Annotated in this window: 19 protein-coding genes; 2 read left to right on the top strand and 17 right to left on the bottom strand. The window is 62.7% G+C overall.

The window, feature by feature from the left end:
* Positions 1 to 99: 99 nt before the first annotated feature.
* The 15 genes from PZL22_RS08465 to PZL22_RS08395 all read right to left on the bottom strand — a co-directional run bounded on the left by PZL22_RS08465 (position 100) and on the right by PZL22_RS08395 (position 17,275).
* The gene (locus tag PZL22_RS08465; protein ID WP_013844335.1) at positions 100 to 1,638 is read right to left on the bottom strand and encodes a LysM peptidoglycan-binding domain-containing protein; all 1,539 of its coding nucleotides are present in this window, start codon (positions 1,636 to 1,638) and stop codon (positions 100 to 102) included.
* A gap of 164 nt (positions 1,639 to 1,802) precedes the next feature.
* Entirely contained in the window at positions 1,803 to 2,456 is a 654-nt protein-coding gene (locus PZL22_RS08460) for a hypothetical protein (RefSeq protein ID WP_003534576.1), read from the bottom strand.
* A gap of 171 nt (positions 2,457 to 2,627) precedes the next feature.
* The gene (locus tag PZL22_RS08455; protein ID WP_003534574.1) at positions 2,628 to 3,281 is read right to left on the bottom strand and encodes a protein-L-isoaspartate(D-aspartate) O-methyltransferase; all 654 of its coding nucleotides are present in this window, start codon (positions 3,279 to 3,281) and stop codon (positions 2,628 to 2,630) included.
* The gene (surE, locus tag PZL22_RS08450) at positions 3,278 to 4,048 is read right to left on the bottom strand and encodes a 5'/3'-nucleotidase SurE (protein WP_003534572.1); all 771 of its coding nucleotides are present in this window, start codon (positions 4,046 to 4,048) and stop codon (positions 3,278 to 3,280) included. The genes PZL22_RS08455 and surE overlap by 4 nt, the downstream gene beginning before the upstream one ends.
* 27 nt (positions 4,049 to 4,075) lie before the next feature.
* Entirely contained in the window at positions 4,076 to 5,359 is a 1,284-nt protein-coding gene (gene serS / locus PZL22_RS08445; RefSeq protein WP_003534571.1) for a serine--tRNA ligase, read from the bottom strand.
* Between the two features lie 136 nt (positions 5,360 to 5,495).
* Entirely contained in the window at positions 5,496 to 6,338 is an 843-nt protein-coding gene (tatC, locus tag PZL22_RS08440) for a twin-arginine translocase subunit TatC (RefSeq protein WP_003534569.1), read from the bottom strand.
* A complete protein-coding gene (gene tatB, locus PZL22_RS08435; protein ID WP_003534566.1) occupies positions 6,335 to 6,973 on the bottom strand; it encodes a Sec-independent protein translocase protein TatB in 639 nt (212 codons plus the stop codon). The genes tatC and tatB overlap by 4 nt, the downstream gene beginning before the upstream one ends.
* Before the next feature lie 73 nt (positions 6,974 to 7,046).
* Positions 7,047 to 7,253, bottom strand: a complete 207-nt coding sequence (locus PZL22_RS08430) for a twin-arginine translocase TatA/TatE family subunit (RefSeq protein ID WP_003534564.1) — start codon at positions 7,251 to 7,253, stop codon at positions 7,047 to 7,049.
* Between the two features lie 94 nt (positions 7,254 to 7,347).
* The gene (locus PZL22_RS08425) at positions 7,348 to 8,457 is read right to left on the bottom strand and encodes an ABC transporter ATP-binding protein (RefSeq protein WP_003534562.1); all 1,110 of its coding nucleotides are present in this window, start codon (positions 8,455 to 8,457) and stop codon (positions 7,348 to 7,350) included.
* 64 nt (positions 8,458 to 8,521) lie between these two features.
* Positions 8,522 to 9,241 carry an SMC-Scp complex subunit ScpB gene (gene scpB / locus PZL22_RS08420; protein WP_003534560.1) on the bottom strand — a complete coding sequence of 240 codons (720 nt, stop codon included), beginning with the start codon at positions 9,239 to 9,241 and terminating at the stop codon, positions 8,522 to 8,524.
* Positions 9,234 to 10,073 carry a segregation and condensation protein A gene (locus PZL22_RS08415; protein WP_013844333.1) on the bottom strand — a complete coding sequence of 280 codons (840 nt, stop codon included), beginning with the start codon at positions 10,071 to 10,073 and terminating at the stop codon, positions 9,234 to 9,236. Before PZL22_RS08415 ends, scpB begins: the two co-directional genes overlap by 8 nt.
* Positions 10,074 to 10,145: 72 nt before the next feature.
* Positions 10,146 to 11,162 (bottom strand): beta-N-acetylhexosaminidase, encoded by a 1,017-nt coding sequence (gene nagZ, locus PZL22_RS08410; protein WP_033049162.1) that lies wholly within the window; start codon positions 11,160 to 11,162, stop codon positions 10,146 to 10,148.
* 139 nt (positions 11,163 to 11,301) lie between these two features.
* On the bottom strand, positions 11,302 to 14,139 hold the full coding sequence (locus tag PZL22_RS08405; RefSeq protein WP_003534554.1) for an SPOR domain-containing protein: 2,838 nt from the start codon (positions 14,137 to 14,139) through the stop codon (positions 11,302 to 11,304).
* A gap of 63 nt (positions 14,140 to 14,202) precedes the next feature.
* Entirely contained in the window at positions 14,203 to 15,960 is a 1,758-nt protein-coding gene (gene argS / locus PZL22_RS08400) for an arginine--tRNA ligase (protein WP_003534552.1), read from the bottom strand.
* A 97-nt stretch (positions 15,961 to 16,057) separates the two neighbouring features.
* Positions 16,058 to 17,275 (bottom strand): deoxyguanosinetriphosphate triphosphohydrolase, encoded by a 1,218-nt coding sequence (locus tag PZL22_RS08395; RefSeq protein ID WP_003534550.1) that lies wholly within the window; start codon positions 17,273 to 17,275, stop codon positions 16,058 to 16,060.
* Positions 17,276 to 17,491: 216 nt separating this feature from the next.
* Between PZL22_RS08395 and erpA the strand changes: the two genes are divergently transcribed.
* A complete protein-coding gene (gene erpA / locus PZL22_RS08390) occupies positions 17,492 to 17,821 on the top strand; it encodes an iron-sulfur cluster insertion protein ErpA (RefSeq protein ID WP_003534548.1) in 330 nt (109 codons plus the stop codon).
* A 25-nt stretch (positions 17,822 to 17,846) separates the two neighbouring features.
* On the opposite strand, the gene PZL22_RS08385 is transcribed toward erpA, so the two are convergent.
* Positions 17,847 to 19,310 carry a phospholipase D-like domain-containing protein gene (locus tag PZL22_RS08385; protein WP_003534546.1) on the bottom strand — a complete coding sequence of 488 codons (1,464 nt, stop codon included), beginning with the start codon at positions 19,308 to 19,310 and terminating at the stop codon, positions 17,847 to 17,849.
* A gap of 207 nt (positions 19,311 to 19,517) precedes the next feature.
* Between PZL22_RS08385 and xth the strand changes: the two genes are divergently transcribed.
* Positions 19,518 to 20,309 (top strand): exodeoxyribonuclease III, encoded by a 792-nt coding sequence (gene xth, locus PZL22_RS08380; protein ID WP_003534544.1) that lies wholly within the window; start codon positions 19,518 to 19,520, stop codon positions 20,307 to 20,309.
* Positions 20,310 to 20,367: 58 nt separating this feature from the next.
* Here xth and exoR read toward each other — a convergent pair whose 3' ends face one another.
* Positions 20,368 to 21,174: a two-component system ChvIG regulator ExoR gene (exoR, locus tag PZL22_RS08375; RefSeq protein WP_003534542.1), complete on the bottom strand. Its 807-nt coding sequence runs from the start codon at positions 21,172 to 21,174 to the stop codon at positions 20,368 to 20,370.
* Positions 21,175 to 21,201 lie beyond the last annotated feature (27 nt).

Below are 21,201 nucleotides of genomic sequence, written 5' to 3'. Positions count from 1 at the left end.
CTTGCCGCCAGGTGGCGTGATCGCACAAGCGCCGCGCGTCTCGCCAGACACGCGGCGCTTTCGATTTGCCTACCAGCCGGACACAGCCGGTGCCACGGCTTATTCCAGATAGGTCGCAGGGTTGACCGGGGTCGCATTCTTGCGCACCTCGAAGTGAACTTGAGGCCGGGTCGCTCTGCCTGTCATGCCGGAGGATGCGAGCGTCTGGCCGCGCTGGACTTTCTGACCGCGTTGGACCTTGAGTTCGGCAGCGTTGCCGTAAACCGTCACCGTACCGTCGTCGTGGCGCACCAGAACGGCATTGCCGAGTTCTTTCAGGCTGCTGCCCGAGTAGATCACGACGCCGTTCTCGGCTGCCTTGATGGGGGTCCCCTCCGGCACCGAGATGTTGATGCCATCGTTTCGGTTGCCGTCGACATTGGCGCCATAGGCCGCGACGACCGCGCCACGGACCGGCCAACGGTACTTTCCGATGCCGGTCGATTTCGGAAGATCCTCGTTACCATCCGACCGGATGGCAACCTCCGACACGCTTTCCTTGGCGGCAGGCGCCTTGGTTTCAGTCAGCTTGCCCTGCTCCGTCGAAGCCGCCTGGGCCTCGTTCTTCTTGGCCGAAACAGAAGCCGTGACCACCGCATCGGTCGCCGGTGTTTTCGCCGAGGCACTCGGGATGTTGAGTTTTTGCCCGATGCGGATGGCTTCTGTCGATAGCCCGTTTGCCTGCTTCAGGGCAGCGACCGAAACGCCGTTCGCCTTGGCGATACGGTTGAGCGAGTCGCCCGGCTTGACCGTATAGGCACCATCTCCACCGCCCTCGCCGGCGCTGTTGAGCTTGCCCGCCGCGACATCGCTGCGGCTTTCGCTCTTTTCACGCGATTGGGACTGGCCGGGGAGGATCGCCACCTCGCGCTGATCGGTCGGCAGCGGAGACGGACGCTTCTTGCCGCCCTCCACGTCGGCGATCGAACCCGATGCAGCCGCTTTCGCGGCGCTGCCTGCAGTACCGAATGTCGGAATGACGAGGCGTTGGCCCGGCTCTACCTGGCTTGCCGATTTCAGGCCATTCGCCTTCAGTATCTCCTTCTCGGGGACGCCGAACCGTCTGGCGAGGACCGTAACCGTGTCGCCTTGACGGACCATGATCGTCGGCGCGTTGGAGGCGCTCCAGCCCCCCTTGCCCGACATATCCTTGGCAGCCCCCGCCAGCGGCTCCGCCTTCGGGAGGGCCGCAGCCTGCGATTCGAGGGAGGCGGTCTGAACCTGCGGCTGCCGGGATGCGGCCGACGGCTCATCGAGGCTCGTTCGCTGAACGCTCATCGGCGTCGATGCGACACGGGCGCTGGATACCGGCGCGGCGGCCGTATTGTAGCCTCCGTTGCCGTCGCCGGAGGGATAGGATTGGCCGAGCGCTGCGCTGTTCCCGTAGGAGGGCGCCGCACCGCCGCTCGCGACATCGCCTCGCGGTACCGTACTCGAGCCCTGCGGGATCGAACCCGTCATTATGTCGTCGGACCGCGAAAAGAGCCCGCCGAAGCGGCTGGCGTCAGAACTGCAACCGGTCGCTACACCCGCAAGCAGGATCGCCGCACAGAGACGGATCACGGACTTGCCTGCCTGGGGAGATACAAATTTACGCATGACGCTTTACCCACTCCGAACGCAACTCGCTGTAGAATGATTAAAGCGCATTAGAGTTACCGCCCGGTTAAAGGCGGCACCATTTTGGCGAAATGCTAACCATAGCCGCGCCGAAGGGGGCGTTTTCCGGTCATATATGCGCTGCTGGACCCGGAGACGGATCGTTATAGCAGCTCGGAATAAAGCCGTTCGATTTCGGTCATCGGTCTCGGCTCGGGCGCATCTACCTCGTAGCTGATGTTGGACGCATCCCAGGCGAAAAAGGCGCGTTCTGCCGGCGACATCGTGATTGTGGCCGGCGAAGGGGCAATCTTGTCTTCCTCGAGAAAGACGCTGACCAGGTTCTCGAATTCGGCATCCATGTCCAGGCCGCTGTCGGCATCATAATCGAGCGACCGCAGGCCGGCGACCGCCGCTTCGCGCGTCCCGAAATAGCGCAGGCTGTTCTGATCCTCCGGGCGAAGGCCGTCATAATAGTCGATGAAGGCCCGGTAATATGCCCTGTAGTCACCGGTTTCGGCGAGCCTGCCGAACGCCTGGTGTTCGCGTGCCGCTAGTTGCGGCGAAAGACGATTGTTCCACTCGTCCTTCGTGAGTGGCGGCAATTTCTCAGGCGTTCTTTTGGCCCGGCCGAGATAGAGCAGCGCGTCGGCGGAAAGCGAAATGCGCGGTGTCGGGTCGACGAAGCCCGTAGGCGGAACCGCCACCCCGCTCTCGCCCTTGTCTGCGGCACCGGCCTGGTCAGCCGAACGCCCGGCGAGATTGCCCAAGCCGTCACCTGCCGCAGCGGCAGCGTTCAACCTGTTCTCGATCTGCATATGCCGTCTCCGTCTGTCGCACGACGACCGCGATGCGGAGCCGATGCACACTCCGCGCCATCTTCATGCTGCCCCGGCTCTGATCACGATGATTTCAGGTCGGGTACCTAAAGCGGGAAGCTTGCGCGGGGCTGGAGCGGGTTAAAATTGTCTTAACGCACTCATCCCGCTTTAAAGGAACGACGCTACCTGTGGGACGATCGGGAGGTAAGGCGCGTCGAACAGATCTTCCCGGTCGAAGCGGCTACCGGTGCGGTTGACGCGAACGATGCGGCAATGCGTTTCGCTCATCATGATCGGCACCAGCAGGGTGCCGCCGGAGACGAGATGATCGGAGAACGTCCGGGGAAGGCTGTTGAACGCGGCGGTTATGAGGATCCGGTCGAAGGTGCCCTCACCCGGCACTCCTGCGCTGCCATCGGCCTGGCGCACGACGACGTTGCGCAGGCCCGCCTTCTCCAGGTTTTTCTGCGCCGATGCGACGAGTGTCTGATACCGCTCGATCGTCAGCACGCGTTCGGCGATCCGCCCCATCACGGCCGCGGTAAAGCCGCTGCCGGTTCCGACCTCGAGTATGCGCTGGCCAGGCTTGAGATTGAGACAATGCAGGAGCCGGACGGCCATGTCGCAGCCCTCCATGAAGGAGCCGCAATCGAGCGGGATCAGCCGTTTGGAGTAGACCTCGTCCTGGTATTGCGGCGGAGCGAAGAGCGTCCGCGGCGTCTGCTCCACAGCCTTCAGCAGTTCATGATTGACGATGCCGCCCGAGCGAAGCCGCAGCGCCATCGCTGCAAACCCCTCCTGCTGCGAAATTCGTCCGTTCAAGCGACAGTTCCTTCCCGCAATGCCCGCGCGATGCGTTCCTGAGCGGCATGATCGGTCATGTCCAGTTTAAGCGGGGTTACCGAAATCCTGTTGTCGCGGAGAGCCCTGATGTCGGTGCCTGAACGGAAATCGCCGGCACGCTCGCCGAAACGGAGCCAGAAATAGGGAAAGCCGCGTCCGTCCGTCCGCTCGTCGATGCTGAGACCGAATTCGAGCTTGCCCTGCGACGTGACTTCAACGCCCGCAACGGCATCGACGGCGCAGTTCGGAAAGTTCAGGTTGATGAGCGTTCCGTCCGGCAAGTCGACACCCATCAATGTGCGGATGAGCGCCGGTGCGTGCGTCTCTGCTACATCCCAGGGAACGTCGCGGCCGACGGCATGTTGATAGGCCTGGCTGAGCGCGATCGAACGAATGCCCTGCAGCGTTCCCTCGATGGCGCCGGCCACCGTTCCGGAATAGGTGACATCGTCCGCAAGATTGGCGCCGACATTGACGCCGGAAAGGACGAGGTCGGGCTTGCGATCAAGGATCTTCTTGACCGCCATGATCACGCAATCGGTCGGCGTGCCCCGGAGCGCGAACCGCCGTTCGGAAACTGGGCGCAGACGCAGCGGCTCCGAAAGGGTCAGAGAATGAGCAAGCCCGCTCTGGTCCACTTCCGGCGCCACCACCCAAACGTCGTCCGATATCGTCCGGGCGATCCGTTCCAGCACGGAGAGGCCCTCGGCGTGAATGCCATCGTCATTCGTCAGCAGGATGCGCATTGCCGGTCTTCTTCCGCTTCTTCGTGCTTAGGCCGATTTCTCGATCCGCCGCAGGCCGCCCATATAGGGCACAAGGACGTCCGGCACCGTGATCGAGCCGTCATCATTCAGGTAATTCTCGATCACGGCAATCAGCGCCCGGCCGAGGGCGACGCCGGATCCGTTGAGCGTGTGGACGAACTTCGTCCCCTTCTCTTCTTTCCCGCGGTAACGTGCGTTCATCCGGCGGGCCTGGAAATCGCCGCAGACGGAGCAGGAGGAAATTTCGCGATAGGCGTCCTGGCCCGGCAGCCAGACCTCGAGATCATAGGTCTTGCGCGCGCCGAACCCCATATCGCCGGTGCAGAGCGTCATGACGCGGTAGTGCAGGCCGAGGCGCTTCAGCACCTCCTCGGCACAAGCGGTCATCCGCTCGTGCTCGTCGATCGAACTTTCGGCGTCGGTGATCGACACCAGTTCGACCTTGTTGAACTGATGCTGGCGCAACATGCCGCGGGTGTCACGACCTGCGGAACCGGCCTCGGAGCGGAAGCACGGGGTCAGCGCAGTGAAGCGCAACGGTAGTTTTTCACCGTCGAGAATCTGCTCCCGCACCATGTTCGTCAGCGGCACTTCCGCGGTCGGGATCAGCCAGCGCCCGTCGGTCGTACGGAAGAGATCGTCGGAGAATTTCGGCAACTGTCCGGTGCCGTACATCGCATCGTCGCGGACGAGCAAAGGAGGCTGAACCTCGATGTAGCCATGCTCCCCGGTGTGCAGATCGAGCATGAACTGGCCGAGTGCCCGCTCGAGGCGCGCAAGCTGGCCCTTCAGGATGGTGAAGCGCGAGCCGGCAATCCGGGCCGCTCCTTCGAAGTCCATCAGTCCCAGCGCCTCGCCAATCTCGAAATGCTCGAGAGGCTTGTGGTTCCAGCCGGGCTTGGCGCCGACGACTCGGGTCACGACATTCGCGCTTTCGTCCGCACCGACGGGCACGTCGGCGAGCGGCGTGTTGGGGATGCGCGACAGCGCATCCGAGAGCTCGGCCTCGATCCGGCGGCTTTCCTCTTCGGCCGCCGGCAACGCATTCTTGAGGTCGGCGACTTCGGCCTTGAGCCTGTCGGCCAGCTCGCTGTTCTTCTGGGCCATCGCCGCGCCGATCTCCTTCGACGCAGCATTGCGCCGCGACTGCATGTCCTGCAACGACTGGAGGACTGCGCGGCGGCGTTCGTCAAGTGCGATCAGGGACGCCGACAATGGCTCCGCACCCCGTTTCGCCAGGGCTTCATCGAGCGCGTCTGCATTCTCACGGATCCATTTGATATCGAGCATAGTCGTTCCACGCGTTGGTTGCTGCATGACATCGGAGCCGTTGACGACGAAATCCTGCAGCGATTCAGAATGCCACAGCGCCCCTCGCGCGTCCGAAAAGCGCGGGCGCTGCAGTAACGGCGCAAGAACTCCGCGGTCAGCCCTTGGCGGGGTCAGCCGTCTCGGACGAACTTTCCTGCTCGGAGGCAGCCTCGCGCTCGAGGGCCTCGGCAGCCCTTCGCCTTTCGACGATTCGCGCCGTGTAGATTGAAATTTCGTAGAGAAGGATGGCTGGCAGCGCAAGGCCGATCTGGGAAACCGGATCCGGCGGCGTCAGAACCGCTGCGACCACGAAGGCGATCACGATCGCGTATTTGCGCTTTTCGGCGAGCCCCTGGGAGGTGACGAAGCCGACACGCGCGAGGAGCGTCGTAATGACCGGCAACTGGAACACCAGACCGAAGGCGAAGACCAGAGACATGATGAGGCTGAGATATTCGGACACCTTCGGCAGGAGCTGGATGGCGACCTGCCCTTCGCCGCCGCCCTGTTCCATGGCGAGGAAGAACCACATGACCATCGGCGTGAAGAAGAAATAGACCAGCGCGCCGCCAAGCAGGAACAGGAGTGGCGAAGCGACGAGGAACGGCAGGAAGGCAGCGCGTTCGTTCTTGTAAAGGCCGGGTGCAACGAACCTGTAGACCTGCGACGCGATGACCGGAAATGCGATCACCAGCGCACCGAACATCGCGACTTTGATCTGCGTGAAGAAGAACTCCTGCGGCGCCGTGTAGATGAGCTCGACGTTGCGGTGGCTGAGCCCGGCCCAGCTCACGGCCCACTTGAACGGCAGAACAAGGAGGTTGAACAGCTGCTTGGCAAAATAGAAGCAGACGAGGAACGCCACGAAGAATGCGCCCACCGCCCACATCAACCGCGTGCGCAGTTCGATCAGATGCTCGATAAGCGGCTGCGGCCGGTCCTCGATATCGCGGCTCATGCATCACCTTTCTTGCGCGAAGCCGCGCGCGTCTTCGACTTGTTCGCAGCCGGCGCTTCGCCCGGCGCCTTGCGCGCCGGCGACTTCTTCGGCGCCGTTTCGCCCGCGGCCTTCTTCGTGACGGAAGTGCCTGGCTTCTTCGACTGCGCTCTGGGCTTGGGCGCTTCGCTCGCCTTCGGCACGTCGGCGGCACGGTCCATCTGCCTCGATGCCGAGCTCACCGCTGCCGCCGCCACCTTTTCCGTGGCTTTTGCCGCCGTTTCGCCGACGGCGTCGGTATGGACCGGTTCGACCAGTGGTTCGGGCGTTGCGGAGGCTGGCGGTCTGTCGGGCGTGGTCGCCTTTTGCAGATCGGATTTGATCTCGTTTCCGAGCTGCCGCAGCGGGTTCATCGCATCCCGCAATGCCGCGGTCGGATTGAGACTTTGCGCATCGCTGATCGTCTTGCGCACGTCGTCGAGATCGGCTTCGCGCAGCGCCTCGTCGAACTGCCGCCGAAAATCGGACGCCATTCCGCGCATCTTGGACGTCATCCGTCCAAACGCGCGCAGCATCGGCGGCAGGTCCTTCGGACCGACGACGATGATCAAGACGATTGCGATAACAACAAGCTCGGTCCAGCCGATATCAAGCATCCGACGCGCCCTAAAAACCCGTGATGCGGGCTACCGGGTGCCTGTCGCACCCAGCCCCGTCAGCTTCCGACCGTCAGCGGACTTCGTCAGATTTGTGGTCGACGGTCTTGCCGTCGATCGATTTGTCGGCCGAAGCGACCTCGTCGTCGCCCATGCCCTTCTTGAAGTTCTTGATGCCTTTGGCAACGTCGCCCATCAACTCGGGGATCTTGCCGCGGCCGAACAGCAGCAGAACCACCGCCAGAACGATCAACCAATGCCAGATACTAAAGGAACCCATCCACTTACTCCCTCGAGACCCTAAACAGATTAGAGCCCAGCACGTTGTCATTTTTCAGGCGCACCCCTCAGGGGACGCCTCCTCTTGGCGGACCCTAAGGTGTTGATGCGTCTTTTTCAAACACCAATATGTCGCGCTCGTTAACGGAAAGCGTGACGTCACGCAATCCTTGCGGCAGCAAATCGGCGCGGATGCGGGCGCGGACCGTGCGTTCGGACTGCGGCACGGCGAGTTCCAAAAGCTCCACGACGCCCAGGAAGCGCCGGGACACGATGCGCGCCGGAATTTCTCCACCGGTCTCGTCGAGCCGGATGCCGGAAAGACGCACGGCTACGCTCAGTGGCTGCCCCTCCGTATATTGCCCGGTTGCCACAACCCCCAGCGGCGTTTCGACGTGGCCGTCCCGCACGCGCGCATCGAAGACGTTTATTTCGGAGAAGAAGCCGGCAGTGAAGAGATCGCAGGGCCGGCGATAGAGCTCGTCCGCCGTGCCGACCTGCACCAGGCGGCCGTCCTTCAGGAGGGCGATCCGGTCAGCCATACGCATCGCCTCCTCGGCGTCGTGCGTTACGACGATGGCGGTCGCGCGCGTCTCGCGCAGTATGGCCAGCGTGTCGGCGCGGATGGAATCCTTCAGGCGGGAATCGAGGCCGGAAAAAGGCTCGTCCATCAGCAGCACCGCCGGCCGCGGCGCAAGTGCACGGGCCAGCGCCACGCGCTGCTGTTCGCCGCCGGAGAGCACATGCGGATACCGCTCGGCATAATGCAGAAGGCCGACCCGCTCCAGCGCGGCATCGGCCTGCAGCAATGCCTTCTTCTTCGGCAATTCGGTCAAGCCGAAACAGACGTTCTCACGGATGGTCATATGAGGGAAAAGGGCGAAGTCCTGGAACATCAGGCCGACGCCGCGTTGCTCGGGCGGAACGAAGATGGAAGGGCCGGATATTTCCTGTCCATTCAGCAGAAGGCGCCCGCCCGTCTGCTTCTCGATGCCCGCGGCGATGCGCAACAGCGTTGTCTTGCCGGAGCCGGACGGTCCGAGCAGGCAGAGCACTTCGCCGGCTTCGGCCTTGAGCGTTACGCCCTTGATCGTATCCTTGGAATGGTAACGATGGCTGATGTTCTCGAATGCCAGGTTCGCTGCGAACGACACACCCGAGCGCCTCGTCATCGTGACGGCGCCGTTACGCGCATCTGAAACCATGCTTGCATTCCTCGACCCGAAGATCCCGCTCTATACCTAAAGCCGATATCCATACTCAGGATTTTTAATCGTCTTCTTCAGGCTTCGGTGTCAAGAGGCCCAGTTCTTCGAGGTCCATCTGGGTGATGGGATCCTCGTTTTCGGCAAACTCATCGTCGCCGATCGGAACCGGAATGTTCAGATTGGAAGGGACACGCCCGGACAGCAGGCCGGCCCCCTTCAGTTCCTCGATGCCGGGAAGATCGCGGATCTCTTCGAGGCCGAAATGATCGAGGAAGTCTCTCGTCGTGCCGAACGTCACCGGACGCCCGGGCGTGCGCCTGCGACCGCGGAACCGCACCCATCCTGCCTCCATGAGCACGTCGAGGGTACCCTTCGAAGTCTGGACGCCGCGGATATCCTCGATCTCTGCCCGTGTCACCGGCTGGTGATAGGCGATGATCGCCAGCACCTCCAGCGCCGCGCGCGACAGTTTGCGGACCTCCTGCTCGTCCGTATTGACGACGAAGGACAGATCCGCGGCAGTGCGGAAGGCCCAATGGTCGGCGACCTGAACAAGGTTGACGCCGCTGCCCGCATAACGGTTCTTGAGCCTCGCCATCACGCTTCCGACGTCCACACCGCGCGGCAGGCGCCCGGCGATATAGGCTTCTGAAACCGGTTGGGCGGAGGCAAATACGAGGGCCTCGGCGATCCGCTCGGCTTCCTGCTCGAGCCTCGGATCGAAAGAAAATTCTTCCTCGTAATCCTCGTCACCGGGCAGGAATTTCTGGGCTTCAGCCACGCGCCGCCTCCATCTCCGCCAAGGTTGCCGCATCGAACGGATTTGGCCCGCGCCGCAGATAGATCGGCGTGAAGGCCCCTTCCTGACGGATTTCCAACCGCCCTTCGCGCACCATTTCGAGTGACGCCGCAAAGGAGCTCGCAATCGCCGTCGCGCGCTCCTTCGGGCTTGTCATGTAGCGGATCAGGAAATGGTCGAGCGCCGTCCAGTCGTCAAGGCTGCCGACCATTCTCGCCAGGATCAAACGCGCATCGCCGAGCGACCAGACATGCCGCTTCTCGATCGTCACCTGGGTTATCGCCTGACGCTGCCTGAGCGTCGCATAAGCTGTCAGCAGGTCGTAGAGCGAGGCGTCATAATCGGACTTCCTCTCCGTGACGATGTGCTCGGGCGCACCGCGCACGAAGATGTCCCGGCCGAGGCGGTTCCTGTTCACGAGCTTCATCGCGGCGTCGCGCATCGCCTCCAGACGTTTCAGGCGGAATGCAAGCGCCGAGGCCATCTCCTCGCCCGATGGGCCTTCATCCTTTGCCGGCTGAGGGATGAGCAGGCGCGACTTGAGATAGGCAAGCCACGCCGCCATGACGAGATAGTCGGCTGCAAGCTCGATACGGATAGACCGTGCCCGCTCGACGAAGGCGATATATTGTTCCGCGAGCGCCAGCACCGAAATGCGGGAAAGATCGACGCGCTGGCTGCGCGCAAGGTGCAGCAGGAGGTCCAGCGGACCTTCGAAGCCGGCGATGTCGACGACGAGCTCGTCCTCGTGCAATCCGCGAAGGGCAGACTCGTCCTGCCACAAAGGCTCCATCGGCGCCTTCGCGGAAGGCATTTCCTGCCTTTCGTCCGATTTGCTCACGACCCTGCCCTTTCAGCAACGGACCCGCCCGCCAGGCTCAAGAGCCTAGGCGAGCGCAAACATTGCGTTGAACTCCGCGCGCAGTGCAGCTTCGACTGCGTCGTCCGGTTCCCGGAAAGCGGCCTCGGCAGCCCTCGCCCGGCGGAGCCTCTCCCCGGAGAGAACCGGAACGACATCTGCCACGGCCTTCATTTCTTCCATAATGCCGTGACAATGCAAGACGAGATCAAGACCGGCGGCGATTATTCCGCCGGCACGTGCCGTCATGTCGCCGGCAAGCGCATTCATGGAGACGTCATCGGACATCAGCAGACCGTCGAAGCCGATGTGGCCCCGGATGATCTCGCGCACGACTTTCGCAGAGGTCGTCGCCGGGTTGTCCGGGTCGATAGCAGTGAAGACCATGTGCGCCGACATGGCCATCGCTTCGTCCTTCATTGCCGCGAAGGGCAGAAAATCGCTGCTCTTCAACTCATCGAGACCGGCGCTGACGACCGGCAGGTTGTGATGCGAGTCGACGAAGGTCCGGCCGTGACCGGGCATGTGCTTCATCACCGGCAGCATGCCGCCCGCCTTCAAACCTTCGCTCATCGCGCGACCGATCGCGGTTACCGTCGCCGGGTCATGCCCGTAGGCACGATTGCCGATCACGTCATGGCTGCCGGGTACCGGCACATCGAGTACCGGCAGGCAATCGACCGTAATGCCGAAGCGCATCAGGTCGAAGGCATGCAGGCGCCCCATGAGCCATGCGGCACGCAGGCCGAGTTCCCTGTCCCGCCGATAGATTTCGCCGATCGCCGCGCCGTTCGGATATTGCTGCACGAGCGGCGGGCGTATGCGCTGAACGCGACCGCCCTCCTGATCGATCAATACCGGGGCCTGGGGGCTGCCGATGCTCTCACGCAGGCTCGCCACCAGGTCGCGGATCTGCTCTTCCTCGCCGATATTGCGTCCGAAGAGAATGAAGCCCCATGGGCGCTCGCCCGCAAAGAAGTCGCGTTCTTCCTGCGTCAGCGTGAGGCCCTTGCAGCCGGATATGAATGCTTTTGATTCGCTCATGCCGAAAAGCATACTGCATGTTTCCCGGAGCGGGAAAAGTGTGTGCGGTTTCCGCTCACTTCCCGCTCCAGCCCTTTGCACAACGAAAACGGGCGCGGCATCCCTGCCGCGCCCGTTCTTGTTTCGGACTTTGCCGTGTTTATTTCGTTACCAGGCAGCTTCCGCCGGCGCTTTTGTAGCGAGAGCAAAGCGAATTGGCCTCCTCGCGCGAACCGACGGGGATCCTGACCCGGTAATACGTGCCCTTGCCGGCAATCTCTGCCTTGCGGATGTCCACCCCGCGACCGCCGATCACGCTCGCGAACTTCGAGGAGAGATTGTTGTAGCTCTTCTGCGCCTCGGCCTCCGAAGGCAGAGAGGCAATCTGGATCACGTAGCTGCCGGCGGGAACCGAAGCCGTCGCCAGCGGTGCGGCTGCCGTTTCGGTTGCCGGCTGGCTTTCCGCGGGGGCCGCGGCGGGAGCAGCCGCCTCCGGCTGAGCGGCCGGGCGTGCCTGCGGCAGCGCGGTCGTCTTTACGCTTCGAACGGGAGTGACTCCTTCGGACGCTGCAGCGAGCTGATCCGGTGGCGCGGCAGCGGTTGCTTCGGCTTGTGAACCGGCGGCAACCGCTTCACCGGACGCACGGGCCGGGATCGGCGCCGCACCGCCGGCTGCTACCGCCGCGCTTTCCGGTTGCGGAGCCGGTTCCTCACGGGGGACAAGCGTACCGTCCGGCTTGACGATCATGGTGCGGACCTTGCGCGGTGCAACGGCGGGAACCGCTTCCTCTTCATCAGTCGCATTGCCGGCATCAGCCCCCGGCAGCAAGCGGGCGACCTCGTCGTCGTCGGCGGGCGAAGCACCCGGCAACATCTCGACGTCTCCACGTCCCTCGAGCGGCAAAGTCTCCGGCGTCAGCGTCCGCTGCACCACGTCCATCGGCTCCTCCGTCGAGGAGACCAGGCTCTGCTGGAGCGGCGCCTTGCCCGAGACGCCGGCAACGCGGTCGTAAACCGCCTTGTCCTGGTTCGGCACAGTCTTGCCGCCCTTCTCCTCGGGTACGACCTTCACCGGCGCCTTGTCCGCCAGGATGATCTTCGGACCATCGCCGGAAAGCACCGCGTTGCTGCCGCCCATCCAAGCGTAGACGGCGGCGCCGCCGACGATGATGATCCCGGCAACGCTGGCGGCCAGCAGCATCGAGCGCTGAGACCGCCGGCCATAACCCTCTTCACGATATTCCTCGGCCCGAGCATGGGGCATCGCCGTCACGCGCTCGGCTTCCTGCGTTGCGCTCCGGCGCTCCGCCATCGAGCGCTGGAAGTCTTCCTCCATCGCCTTCTCGAACTCGTCGAAATCATCGGCCGGTGCGAGTGCAGGACCCGCCTTGTCCGCCGATACAGACACGGGCTCGAGGTCTGCGCCGTTCTTGGCAGCAGGCGTCGGCGCGCTGAACAGCTGCGCCATCTCGGCGTCGATATCCAGATCGTAATCGGCCGGATAAGCCGCTGCCTTTTCCTCGGTCTCGACCGGAGGGAGTTGTGGAACGTCCAGTTCGCCGATCGGTGCGACGCCGCTTTCGGTCTCGCCGATCATCGCCGGGTCGAAAGGCAAGGCTACGTCGGCGGATGGCTTTTCGGGCTCCACCGGCACAGACATGTCCCGCGCCGATACCGGCGCTTGATGGACGAATGTCTCCGGCTCGCGTGGCGCGGCCATAGCCTGCAGATACGGCTGCGCAGGCGTTTCCACGAGCGCCGGGTGCGCTACGGCGGCTTGCGTAGCGACAACGCTCGCCGGCGCCTCGGCAACCGGGCTGTCCGCAAGATCGAGGTCGAGCGCTATGTCGGCCAATTCGAGTTCGAAGTCCTCGATGTCGAAGCTCGGCTCGACTTCCGCTTCCGGCATCCTGTTTTCGGGGATCTGAGGCGCTGCTTCCGCACGCATCTCGGGCGCACGTTCAGGCGACACGCTCTGCGCGACGACCGCCGGGCTTGTGGCAGCCGCGCTTGCGACAGCCGTCTCGACGGTCGGTGTGGCAAAAGCCCGCTGCTGCGAAACGCCGCCTGACGACGCTACCGGAGTCGCGCGGCTGAACGTCGGAGTAAAGGGATAGTTGTTCTTCTTCACCGCCGCCAAAGCGGGCCGATCCTGAGTTTCGGCCACGGCCGGCGCAGCGGCCTCTGCGGCGGCAGGCACCGGAAAACGCTCGACGTCGGTCAGGAGCCGGTCGGCGTCAGTGGAAGCTGACGGTTGCGACGGCATTTCCGGGGGTGCGACGGCAATGTCCGCCAGCTCGTCGCTCTCGACCGCACCGGCGAGATCGCCGGCCATGTCGACATAGACGGGCTCTGCAAGCCCGGCCTGCTCGGCGAGTTTGCCGGCTACGGCCAGCTTGGCGGAAAGCGGCTCCTGCCAGTCGGAGAAGATAGGAACATCGCTTACGTCGGCAGGTACGGAACCCGGCTGGGCAGCGTCGGTCGCATCCGGCGACGCATCGTAGCCAAGCGACAATTCGAGCTCGCGCTCCAGGTCCACGGCCGGTTCGTCATGCGGCGCCGCGACCGCAGCCAAATCGCCATTCGACGTCCATTCCACCGGGGTCTCGATCGAAGGCAACGCGGCGGCCTCGGCGACCTCCTCGGGGGCCGGAGCGATATCGGCGACGACTGCATTCTGAGCAGCCTGCTCGTCGAAGACAGAGTGCGGGCCATCGGTCGGCACTGCGGCAGACGGATGTTCGACAAGGCCGCTATCGGGCCGAACAGGCGCCGCATGGGGCGTATCGTAGCTATCGAAGGCGCGGAGGAGCTCCTCCTCGAGATCGAAGGCCGGCTCGCGCCGCATCGCCTCCTGATGGCGCTGAAGTTCCTGCAGTTGCTGAACGGCTGGCCGAGCATCGTAACCGACAATGCGGGCAAGTTCGCTCAACGGATCATCATCGGCCAATGGTTCGAATTCTGCCGGCCCGCTTCGTGCGAATTGTTTGTCTGCCATACTCTCCACTCACAACTGCCTGCGTTGAATTGCCAGTGCATTGTGGGGAATTGGTGACACGACTTACCGCATCTCATCCGGTGCAGAAGTGCCTGTGATCGACAGGCCTGACTTCAATACCGAGGCGACAGCATGCACCAGCCCGAGTCTGGCAATGCTTAATTCTCTATTCTTATCGTTAACAAAACGTAATTCCGGGTTTTCCTTACCTTTGTTCCAGTGTCCGTGGAAGACCGCGGCAAGATCATACAGGTAAAAAGCGATCCGGTGAGGCTCGTGCGAGAGTGCTGCCGCCTCCACCACACGGGGATATTCTGCAAGCTTGGCGACGAGCTGCATTTCGGTGGGATCGACGATCGCGCCGGCCGCGGCCGCGAAATCGACTGAGGACAGATCAAGATCCGGGAATGCTTCCGCAGCCTGGCGGAAAACGGAACGGCAGCGCGCATGGGCGTATTGAACGTAGAAGACCGGGTTGTCCTTCGACTGTTCCGTCACCTTTGCGAAGTCGAAGTCGAGCGGCTCGGAGCTCTTGCGGTAGAGCATCATGAACCGCACGGGATCGCGCCCGACTTCGTCGACGACGTCGCGCAGCGTCACGAAATCGCCCGAGCGCTTGGACATCTTCACGGGCTCGCCGTTGCGATAGAGCTTCACGAGCTGGCAGAGCAGCACCGTCAGCTTCGCCGTTCCGCCGGAGATCGCGCGCGCAAGCGCTTCCAGCCGCTTCACGTAGCCGCCATGGTCGGCGCCGAGGACATAGATCATCTCGTGGAAACCACGATCGAACTTGTCCTTGAAGTAAGCAACATCGGCCGCGAAGTAAGTATAGCTGCCATCGGACTTGATCAGCGGGCGATCGATGTCGTCGCCGACCTCGGTCGAGCGGAAGAGCGTCTGCTCCCTGTCCTCCCATTCTTCCGGCAGCTGCCCCTTCGGCGGCGGCAGCGTGCCCTTGTAGACGTGACCCTTGAAGGTCAAATCGTTGATGGCTGTGCGGATCCGCGCTGCACCGTTGTCGTGCAGGGCCCGCTCGGAAAAGAACACGTCATGGTTGACGTTGAGTGCCGCCAGATCCTCACGGATCATCGCCATCATCGCGTCGATGACGCGCTCCTTGACGAGCGGCACCCATTTGTCCTCCGGCATGATCCTGAGGCTCGTGCCGTACTCGTCCGCGAGCGCCTCGCCCACCGGCACGAGATAGTCACCGGGGTAGAGTCCCGCCGGGATTTCGGCGATATCCTCGCCGAGCGCCTGACGGTAGCGCAGGAATGCCGAGCGGGCGAGCACCTCGATCTGCGAACCCGCGTCGTTGATGTAGTATTCCTTGGTCACGTCATAGCCCGCAAAGGCCAGCAGGTTGGCGAGCGCGTCACCGACGACCGCACCGCGGCAATGGCCGACATGCATCGGACCCGTCGGATTGGCCGAGACATATTCCACGTTGATCTTGCGGCCGGCGCCGAACGTGCTGCGTCCGTAATCGACGCCGGCACGGGTGATGGCTGCCAGAAGCTTCTGCCAATAGGAAACCGACAGGCGGACATTGATGAAACCGGGACCGGCAACGGAGACGCCGGCAACCTCCGGATCCTGCCCGAGCTTGTCGACGATAAGGTCCGCAAGCGCGCGCGGGTTCATGCCCAGGGGCTTGGCGAGCACCATTGCGGCATTGGTCGCCACATCGCCGTGACTTGCATCACGCGGCGGCTCTACATTGATGCGCCCGAAGTCCAGCTCGGATCGCTTTTCACGAATAATCTCGATCGATTCCAGAATTCTGTTAATTCTTGCTTCGAAGTCTGTGAAAAGGTTCATCTAATCCGTCCGCTTTTTCCAGCCACACTGGAGAATGGCGCAAATTCAAAGGAGGCCGGGTCCATCGAGAACCTGCAGCCTCCACGCGGGGGCGTCACTAGCGCAAATCGGGCGTATGGTCAAACAAGCGCCTATGCACGCTTATCGCGAAAGTATCGGTCATACCGGCGAGATAATCCCCGACGTGACGCGCCCGGGCCGGCTCCGCCATACCGGCGATCTGGTCGATCCAGTAATGCTCCTTCATCAGCGACGGATCGTCCATGAAGGCCCGGTAGAGGTCCGTTACGATCGATGCCGCTCCCTGCCGTACCCGCATCACCTCCGGATGCCGATAGATGCGCGTCATCAGCAAATTCTTGATCTGGCGGTCCGTCTCGCTCATCTCATCCGAGAAGGTGGCCATGACCCTGCCCGCGCATCGCACGTCTTTCGCGCTTTCCGGCCGGACTTCACCAAGCCTTTTCTGCGCCACGGCGATGACGTCCTCCACCATGGCGGTGATCTGCCGCCGCATGATCTCATGCGTGAACCGGCTGCTTTCAAGGCCCGGATATCGGTCGTGGACCTCGCGCATCAACCGGGCGAGAAACGGTATCTCTTCCAGCATTTCGAAAGTGAGATAGCCGGCACGCAGACCGTCGTCGATATCGTGGGTATTATAGGCGATATCGTCGGCAATTGCCGCCACCTGCGCCTCGAGGCTCGCAAAGCTCGCAAGCTCGAGGTCGTGAAGCGCGCAGTAATCGAGAATCGGCTGCGGAACCGGGCCGCGGAGGCCCTGCCCGTCGGCCGTCATCAGCGGGCCGTTGTGTTTGACGAGCCCTTCGAGACTCTCCCAGGTGAGATTGAGGCCGTCGAACTCCGCATAGCGCCGCTCCAGCTTGGTGACGATGCGCAGCGACTGGGCGTTGTGATCGAAGCCGCCATAGGGCTCCAGCACCTCGTGCAGTGCGTCCTCGCCGGTGTGCCCGAACGGCGTATGGCCGAAATCGTGGACGAGCGCCACACCCTCGGCGAGATCCTCGTCCAGTTTCAGCGCCCTGGCGAGAGCGCGAGCGATCTGGGCGACTTCGATCGTATGCGTGAGCCGCGTGCGGTAGTGGTCTCCGTCGGCGGCAATGAAGACCTGCGTCTTGTGCTTCAGCCGCCGGAAGGCCGTGGTATGAACGATGCGGTCGCGGTCGCGCTGGAAATCGGAACGGGTCGGGCTCGATGCCTCGGGGTAAAGTCTGCCGCGGGAAGCCCAGGGGTTCGATGCATAAGCTGCGTGTTCACCGTAACCGAAACCAAGGGCCTGCCTGTCGACTGTCATTTCACACCTGCGCGCGTCATCCCATTGACGGGACATTCAAGCCTTCATACCTATAGAAAGCGCTACAGGAAAGCGACGCCGGCCGGCGACTCCGTCCCCTCGGGGCGGAACAGCGGCTTGCGGCAAGCCTGAAGATCGCCTGTCATGGCATGCGATTATAGCGTCAGAGCGAAGACGAATCTCTCCGGTTCTTGACCCCGGCAGGAGGCAAATAAGATGCAGGAAACAGTTACGCTTTCGGATGCGGCGGCCAGACGCATTGCCGCCATTCTCCAGGCGGAGAAGGACAAGAGCGCGATGCGCGTCTCCGTCGAAGGCGGCGGGTGCTCGGGCTTCTCCTACAAGTTCGATTTGGTGGACGCGGCAAATGCCGACGATCTCATCCTCGAAAAGGACAACGCCAAGGTCCTGATCGACAGCCTGTCGCTGGTCTATATGGGCGGCTCGGAGATCGATTTCGTCGACAACCTCCTCGGGCAGTCCTTCCAGATCAACAATCCGAACGCCGTCGCAAGCTGCGGATGCGGAACAAGCTTTTCGATCTGACGCCTCGCGCTGCATAACGCCACAGCTAAAGGTAGGGCGATCCGAGCCAGAGCAATCGGTTTGCCAGACGGTTTACGAGCGGCTGCGCGCGGAGCCCTGCAAGGGTCACTTCATCCGCGGCCGCGCGTATGGCACAGACCTTTTCGCCGATTGCGCGTGCGAAGGATTCGTCGAGTATTTCGAGGTCGAACTCGAAATTGAGGCGCAGGGAGCGGGGATCGAGATTGGTCGAACCGACATAGGCCCAGCGATCGTCGATGACCATCAGCTTGGAATGGTTGAAGGCGCCCTTTGCCCGCCAGACGCGGCAATGACCTTTCAGCACCTGGTCGAACTGTGCCGTCATAGCGCGGTCGACGAGTGTCAGATTGTTGACGGAGGGCACGACGATGTCGACTTCGACGCCCTTCCTCGCCGCCGTCACGAGCGCGCTGACCAATTCCTTGTCGGGCAGGAAATAGGGCGACATCAACCGGATATGTTTTCGCGCCATCGAAAAGGCGCCCATAAGCATCTTGTGATTCGTCTCGTTGGTATTGTCAGGACCTGAGGGAACGGCCCGCATCAGCACCGATCGCCCGTCCGGCTCCGCCGGAAGGTCGGCGAGCCGCCAGCCGTCGCCTGCCAGTACCTCCTTGCTCGAAAACTGCCAGTCTTCCGCGGCAACCTGAAAGATATCGGCGACAACGGGTCCGGTCACGCGGAAATGCGTGTCGAAAGAAGCAGCCTTGCCTGCGATTTCAGCGGCAAAGCCCGCGCGGATGTTCATGCCGCCGGCGAAAGCGACCGCGCCGTCGACAACCATGATCTTGCGGTGTGTCCTGAGATTGGCATAGGGCAGCCTCAGGCCCATGATGATATTGCCGTTGAAGACGGCGGTCGGCACGCCTCCTTCCTTCAGATAGCCCACAATGGACGGCACCGAATAGCGCGCACCCACGGCATCGATCAGGACGCGCACGGCGACGCCGCGTTTCACTGCGGCGATCAGGGCATCGGCGAAACGCATGCCGATGGGATCGCGGTCGAAAATATAGCTCTCGATGAGAATGCTGCGACGGGCGGAGGAGATCTCGTCGAGCATCGCCGCATAGACCGCGTCGCCGCCCTCGAGCATGGTGATGTGGTTTCCCGCCGACATCGTGAAGCGCGCAACGCGGTCTCCAAGCATCTTCATTGCCGCGAAACGCTGCCCGAAACGGGCCACCACCTGATCATGCGTGACATCGAAGCGCCCGAAAGGGTCCCGCTCGGTCGAGCGCAGCAGCGAGCGCTGCAAGCCGATAGACGAGCGGCGCATCCGATTGATGCCGGCAACCGCGTAGATGACCGCACCGATGACCGGTGAGAGCAGCACAACCCCGACCCAGCCGGCGGCCGCCCGCACATCGTCTTTCGTCATCGCCGCATGGATGATTGCCGGGACGCCGAGGACGACCGAAAGCAGCGCCAGAAAATGCGGCCAGTAACTCTCTATGAACACGATCATGCGCGGGACTATAGACGGACGCGGTGCGGAATCAATTCGGCTACTTAAGGGTGAAATCTAGCGCGGGGAAGAAGCGGAAGATGCGCCGGAACGGCGGCCGCCTGATCCGGACCCATGTGGCGGATCCCGGATTTGTCAAAAGAATTTCCAGCGGCTAGAACGAACCGACCGAACGGACTCAAATCTCGTGAGATGCAAGGCTGCCCAATGAAGATTGCCACATGGAACATCAATGGCGTCAAAGCGCGTCTCGACGGCCTCGTTGGCTGGCTCAGGGAATCGAACCCCGACATCGCCTGTCTGCAGGAGATCAAATCCGTCGACGAAACATTTCCGAGAGGCGAGATCGAGGCGCTCGGCTACCATGTGGAGACGCATGGACAGAAAGGCTTCAATGGCGTCGCCCTGCTCTCCAAGGTGAGACCGGACGAGATCAATCGCGGATTGCCGGGAGACCCCGCCGACGAACAGTCGCGCTTCATCGAAGGCGTGTTCTCCGTCAATGGCGGAGCCCTTCGGGTCTGCTGCCTCTATCTGCCCAACGGAAATCCGGTAGAGACGGAAAAGTACCCCTACAAGCTCGCATGGATGCGGCGCCTGGCCGCCTTTGCGGAACAGAGGCTCGTCCTCGAGGAACCGCTCATCCTGGCCGGCGACTACAACGTCATTCCGGAGGCGCACGACTGCTGGGACGTAAAGGTCTGGCGGAACGACGCTCTCTACCTGCCGGAGACACGTGCCGCCTTTCGGCGGCTGCGCAACCTTGGCTTCACCGACGCGGTGCGCGCGACCTCCGACGAGGCGCCGCTCTATTCATTCTGGGATTATCAGGCCGGCTGCTGGCAGAAGAATTTCGGCATCCGCATCGATCACCTGATGCTGTCGCCGGAGGCGGCAGACAAGCTCGTGTCGACCTCTATCGAAAAGCACGTCCGGGCCTGGGAAAAGCCGTCCGACCATGTGCCGGTAACGGCTGAATTCGCGTTCGAGACAGCCTGAGGCGAGCCGACCTTCCCTGCCCTAAGGTCGCCATCCTCGGGTCAGGCCGCACGGGACCTCAATCGTCGTCGTTCTGCAGATGCATGTTCTGGGACATCGTTATCGCTACCCGGCGGTCGTCTTCGGTGGCGAGCGAGAACGCTTGTTCCTGCATGGCCTGGAGCCAGGGCCGGTCCTTGGGGGAACATTGGCCGAGCGCCGCCGTCATGTATGCGAGGCCGCGAGCAGTCTGACCTTCCTGGAAAATGACGTTGCCGAAAACGCCCATGGCGCCGGCATGACCATTCTTGCGCGCCCGGTTCAGCCATTTCTTGGCCTGCTGGACATTGACGCTTCCGCCCTCGCCCGAAAGCAGCATGCGCGCGAGCTGAAATTGCGCTTCCGCCACGCCGAAAGTGGAGGCCGCCTGGAAATACAACTGCCTGGCCTGTGACAGGTCGGACCTTACCGGGGTATCGGGAATGCCGCGCCGGTAGTAGCCGGCAAGCGAAATCAACGCATTGACGAAGTAGCCCGTATCTTCCGAGCCGGGCTCGACGCCCTGTTGTGCGATTTCGCTGTAGATCTTGAACGCTTCGAGATCGTTCTCCGCGACCCCATCGCCATAGGCGTACATATTGGCGAGCGCCCAGCGAGAGCCCGTGTGCCCCTTTTCGGCCGCATACCGGTAGGCCTCTACCGCTTCGTCTTTCCGGCCGCTCTTATAGGCGGAAAAACCGAACTTGAAGAGCGCGAAGGGGCCTGACTCCTTGGTCACGCCGGCTCCGGGATCGAAAGCCCGTGCTGGCCCGGCCGCAGTTGCGCCAACCGCCAGCGACATGCCAAGCACCGCAACCCTAAGCGACTTCAATTCACCCGCGCGCATAACAATCAGTTTCTTTCGTTCGAGCCG

The organism is Ensifer meliloti (genome assembly GCF_030064585.1).
GTDB classification, from domain to species: Bacteria; Pseudomonadota; Alphaproteobacteria; order Rhizobiales; family Rhizobiaceae; genus Sinorhizobium; species Sinorhizobium meliloti.
This window is presented reverse-complemented; position numbering and strand designations above follow the sequence as displayed.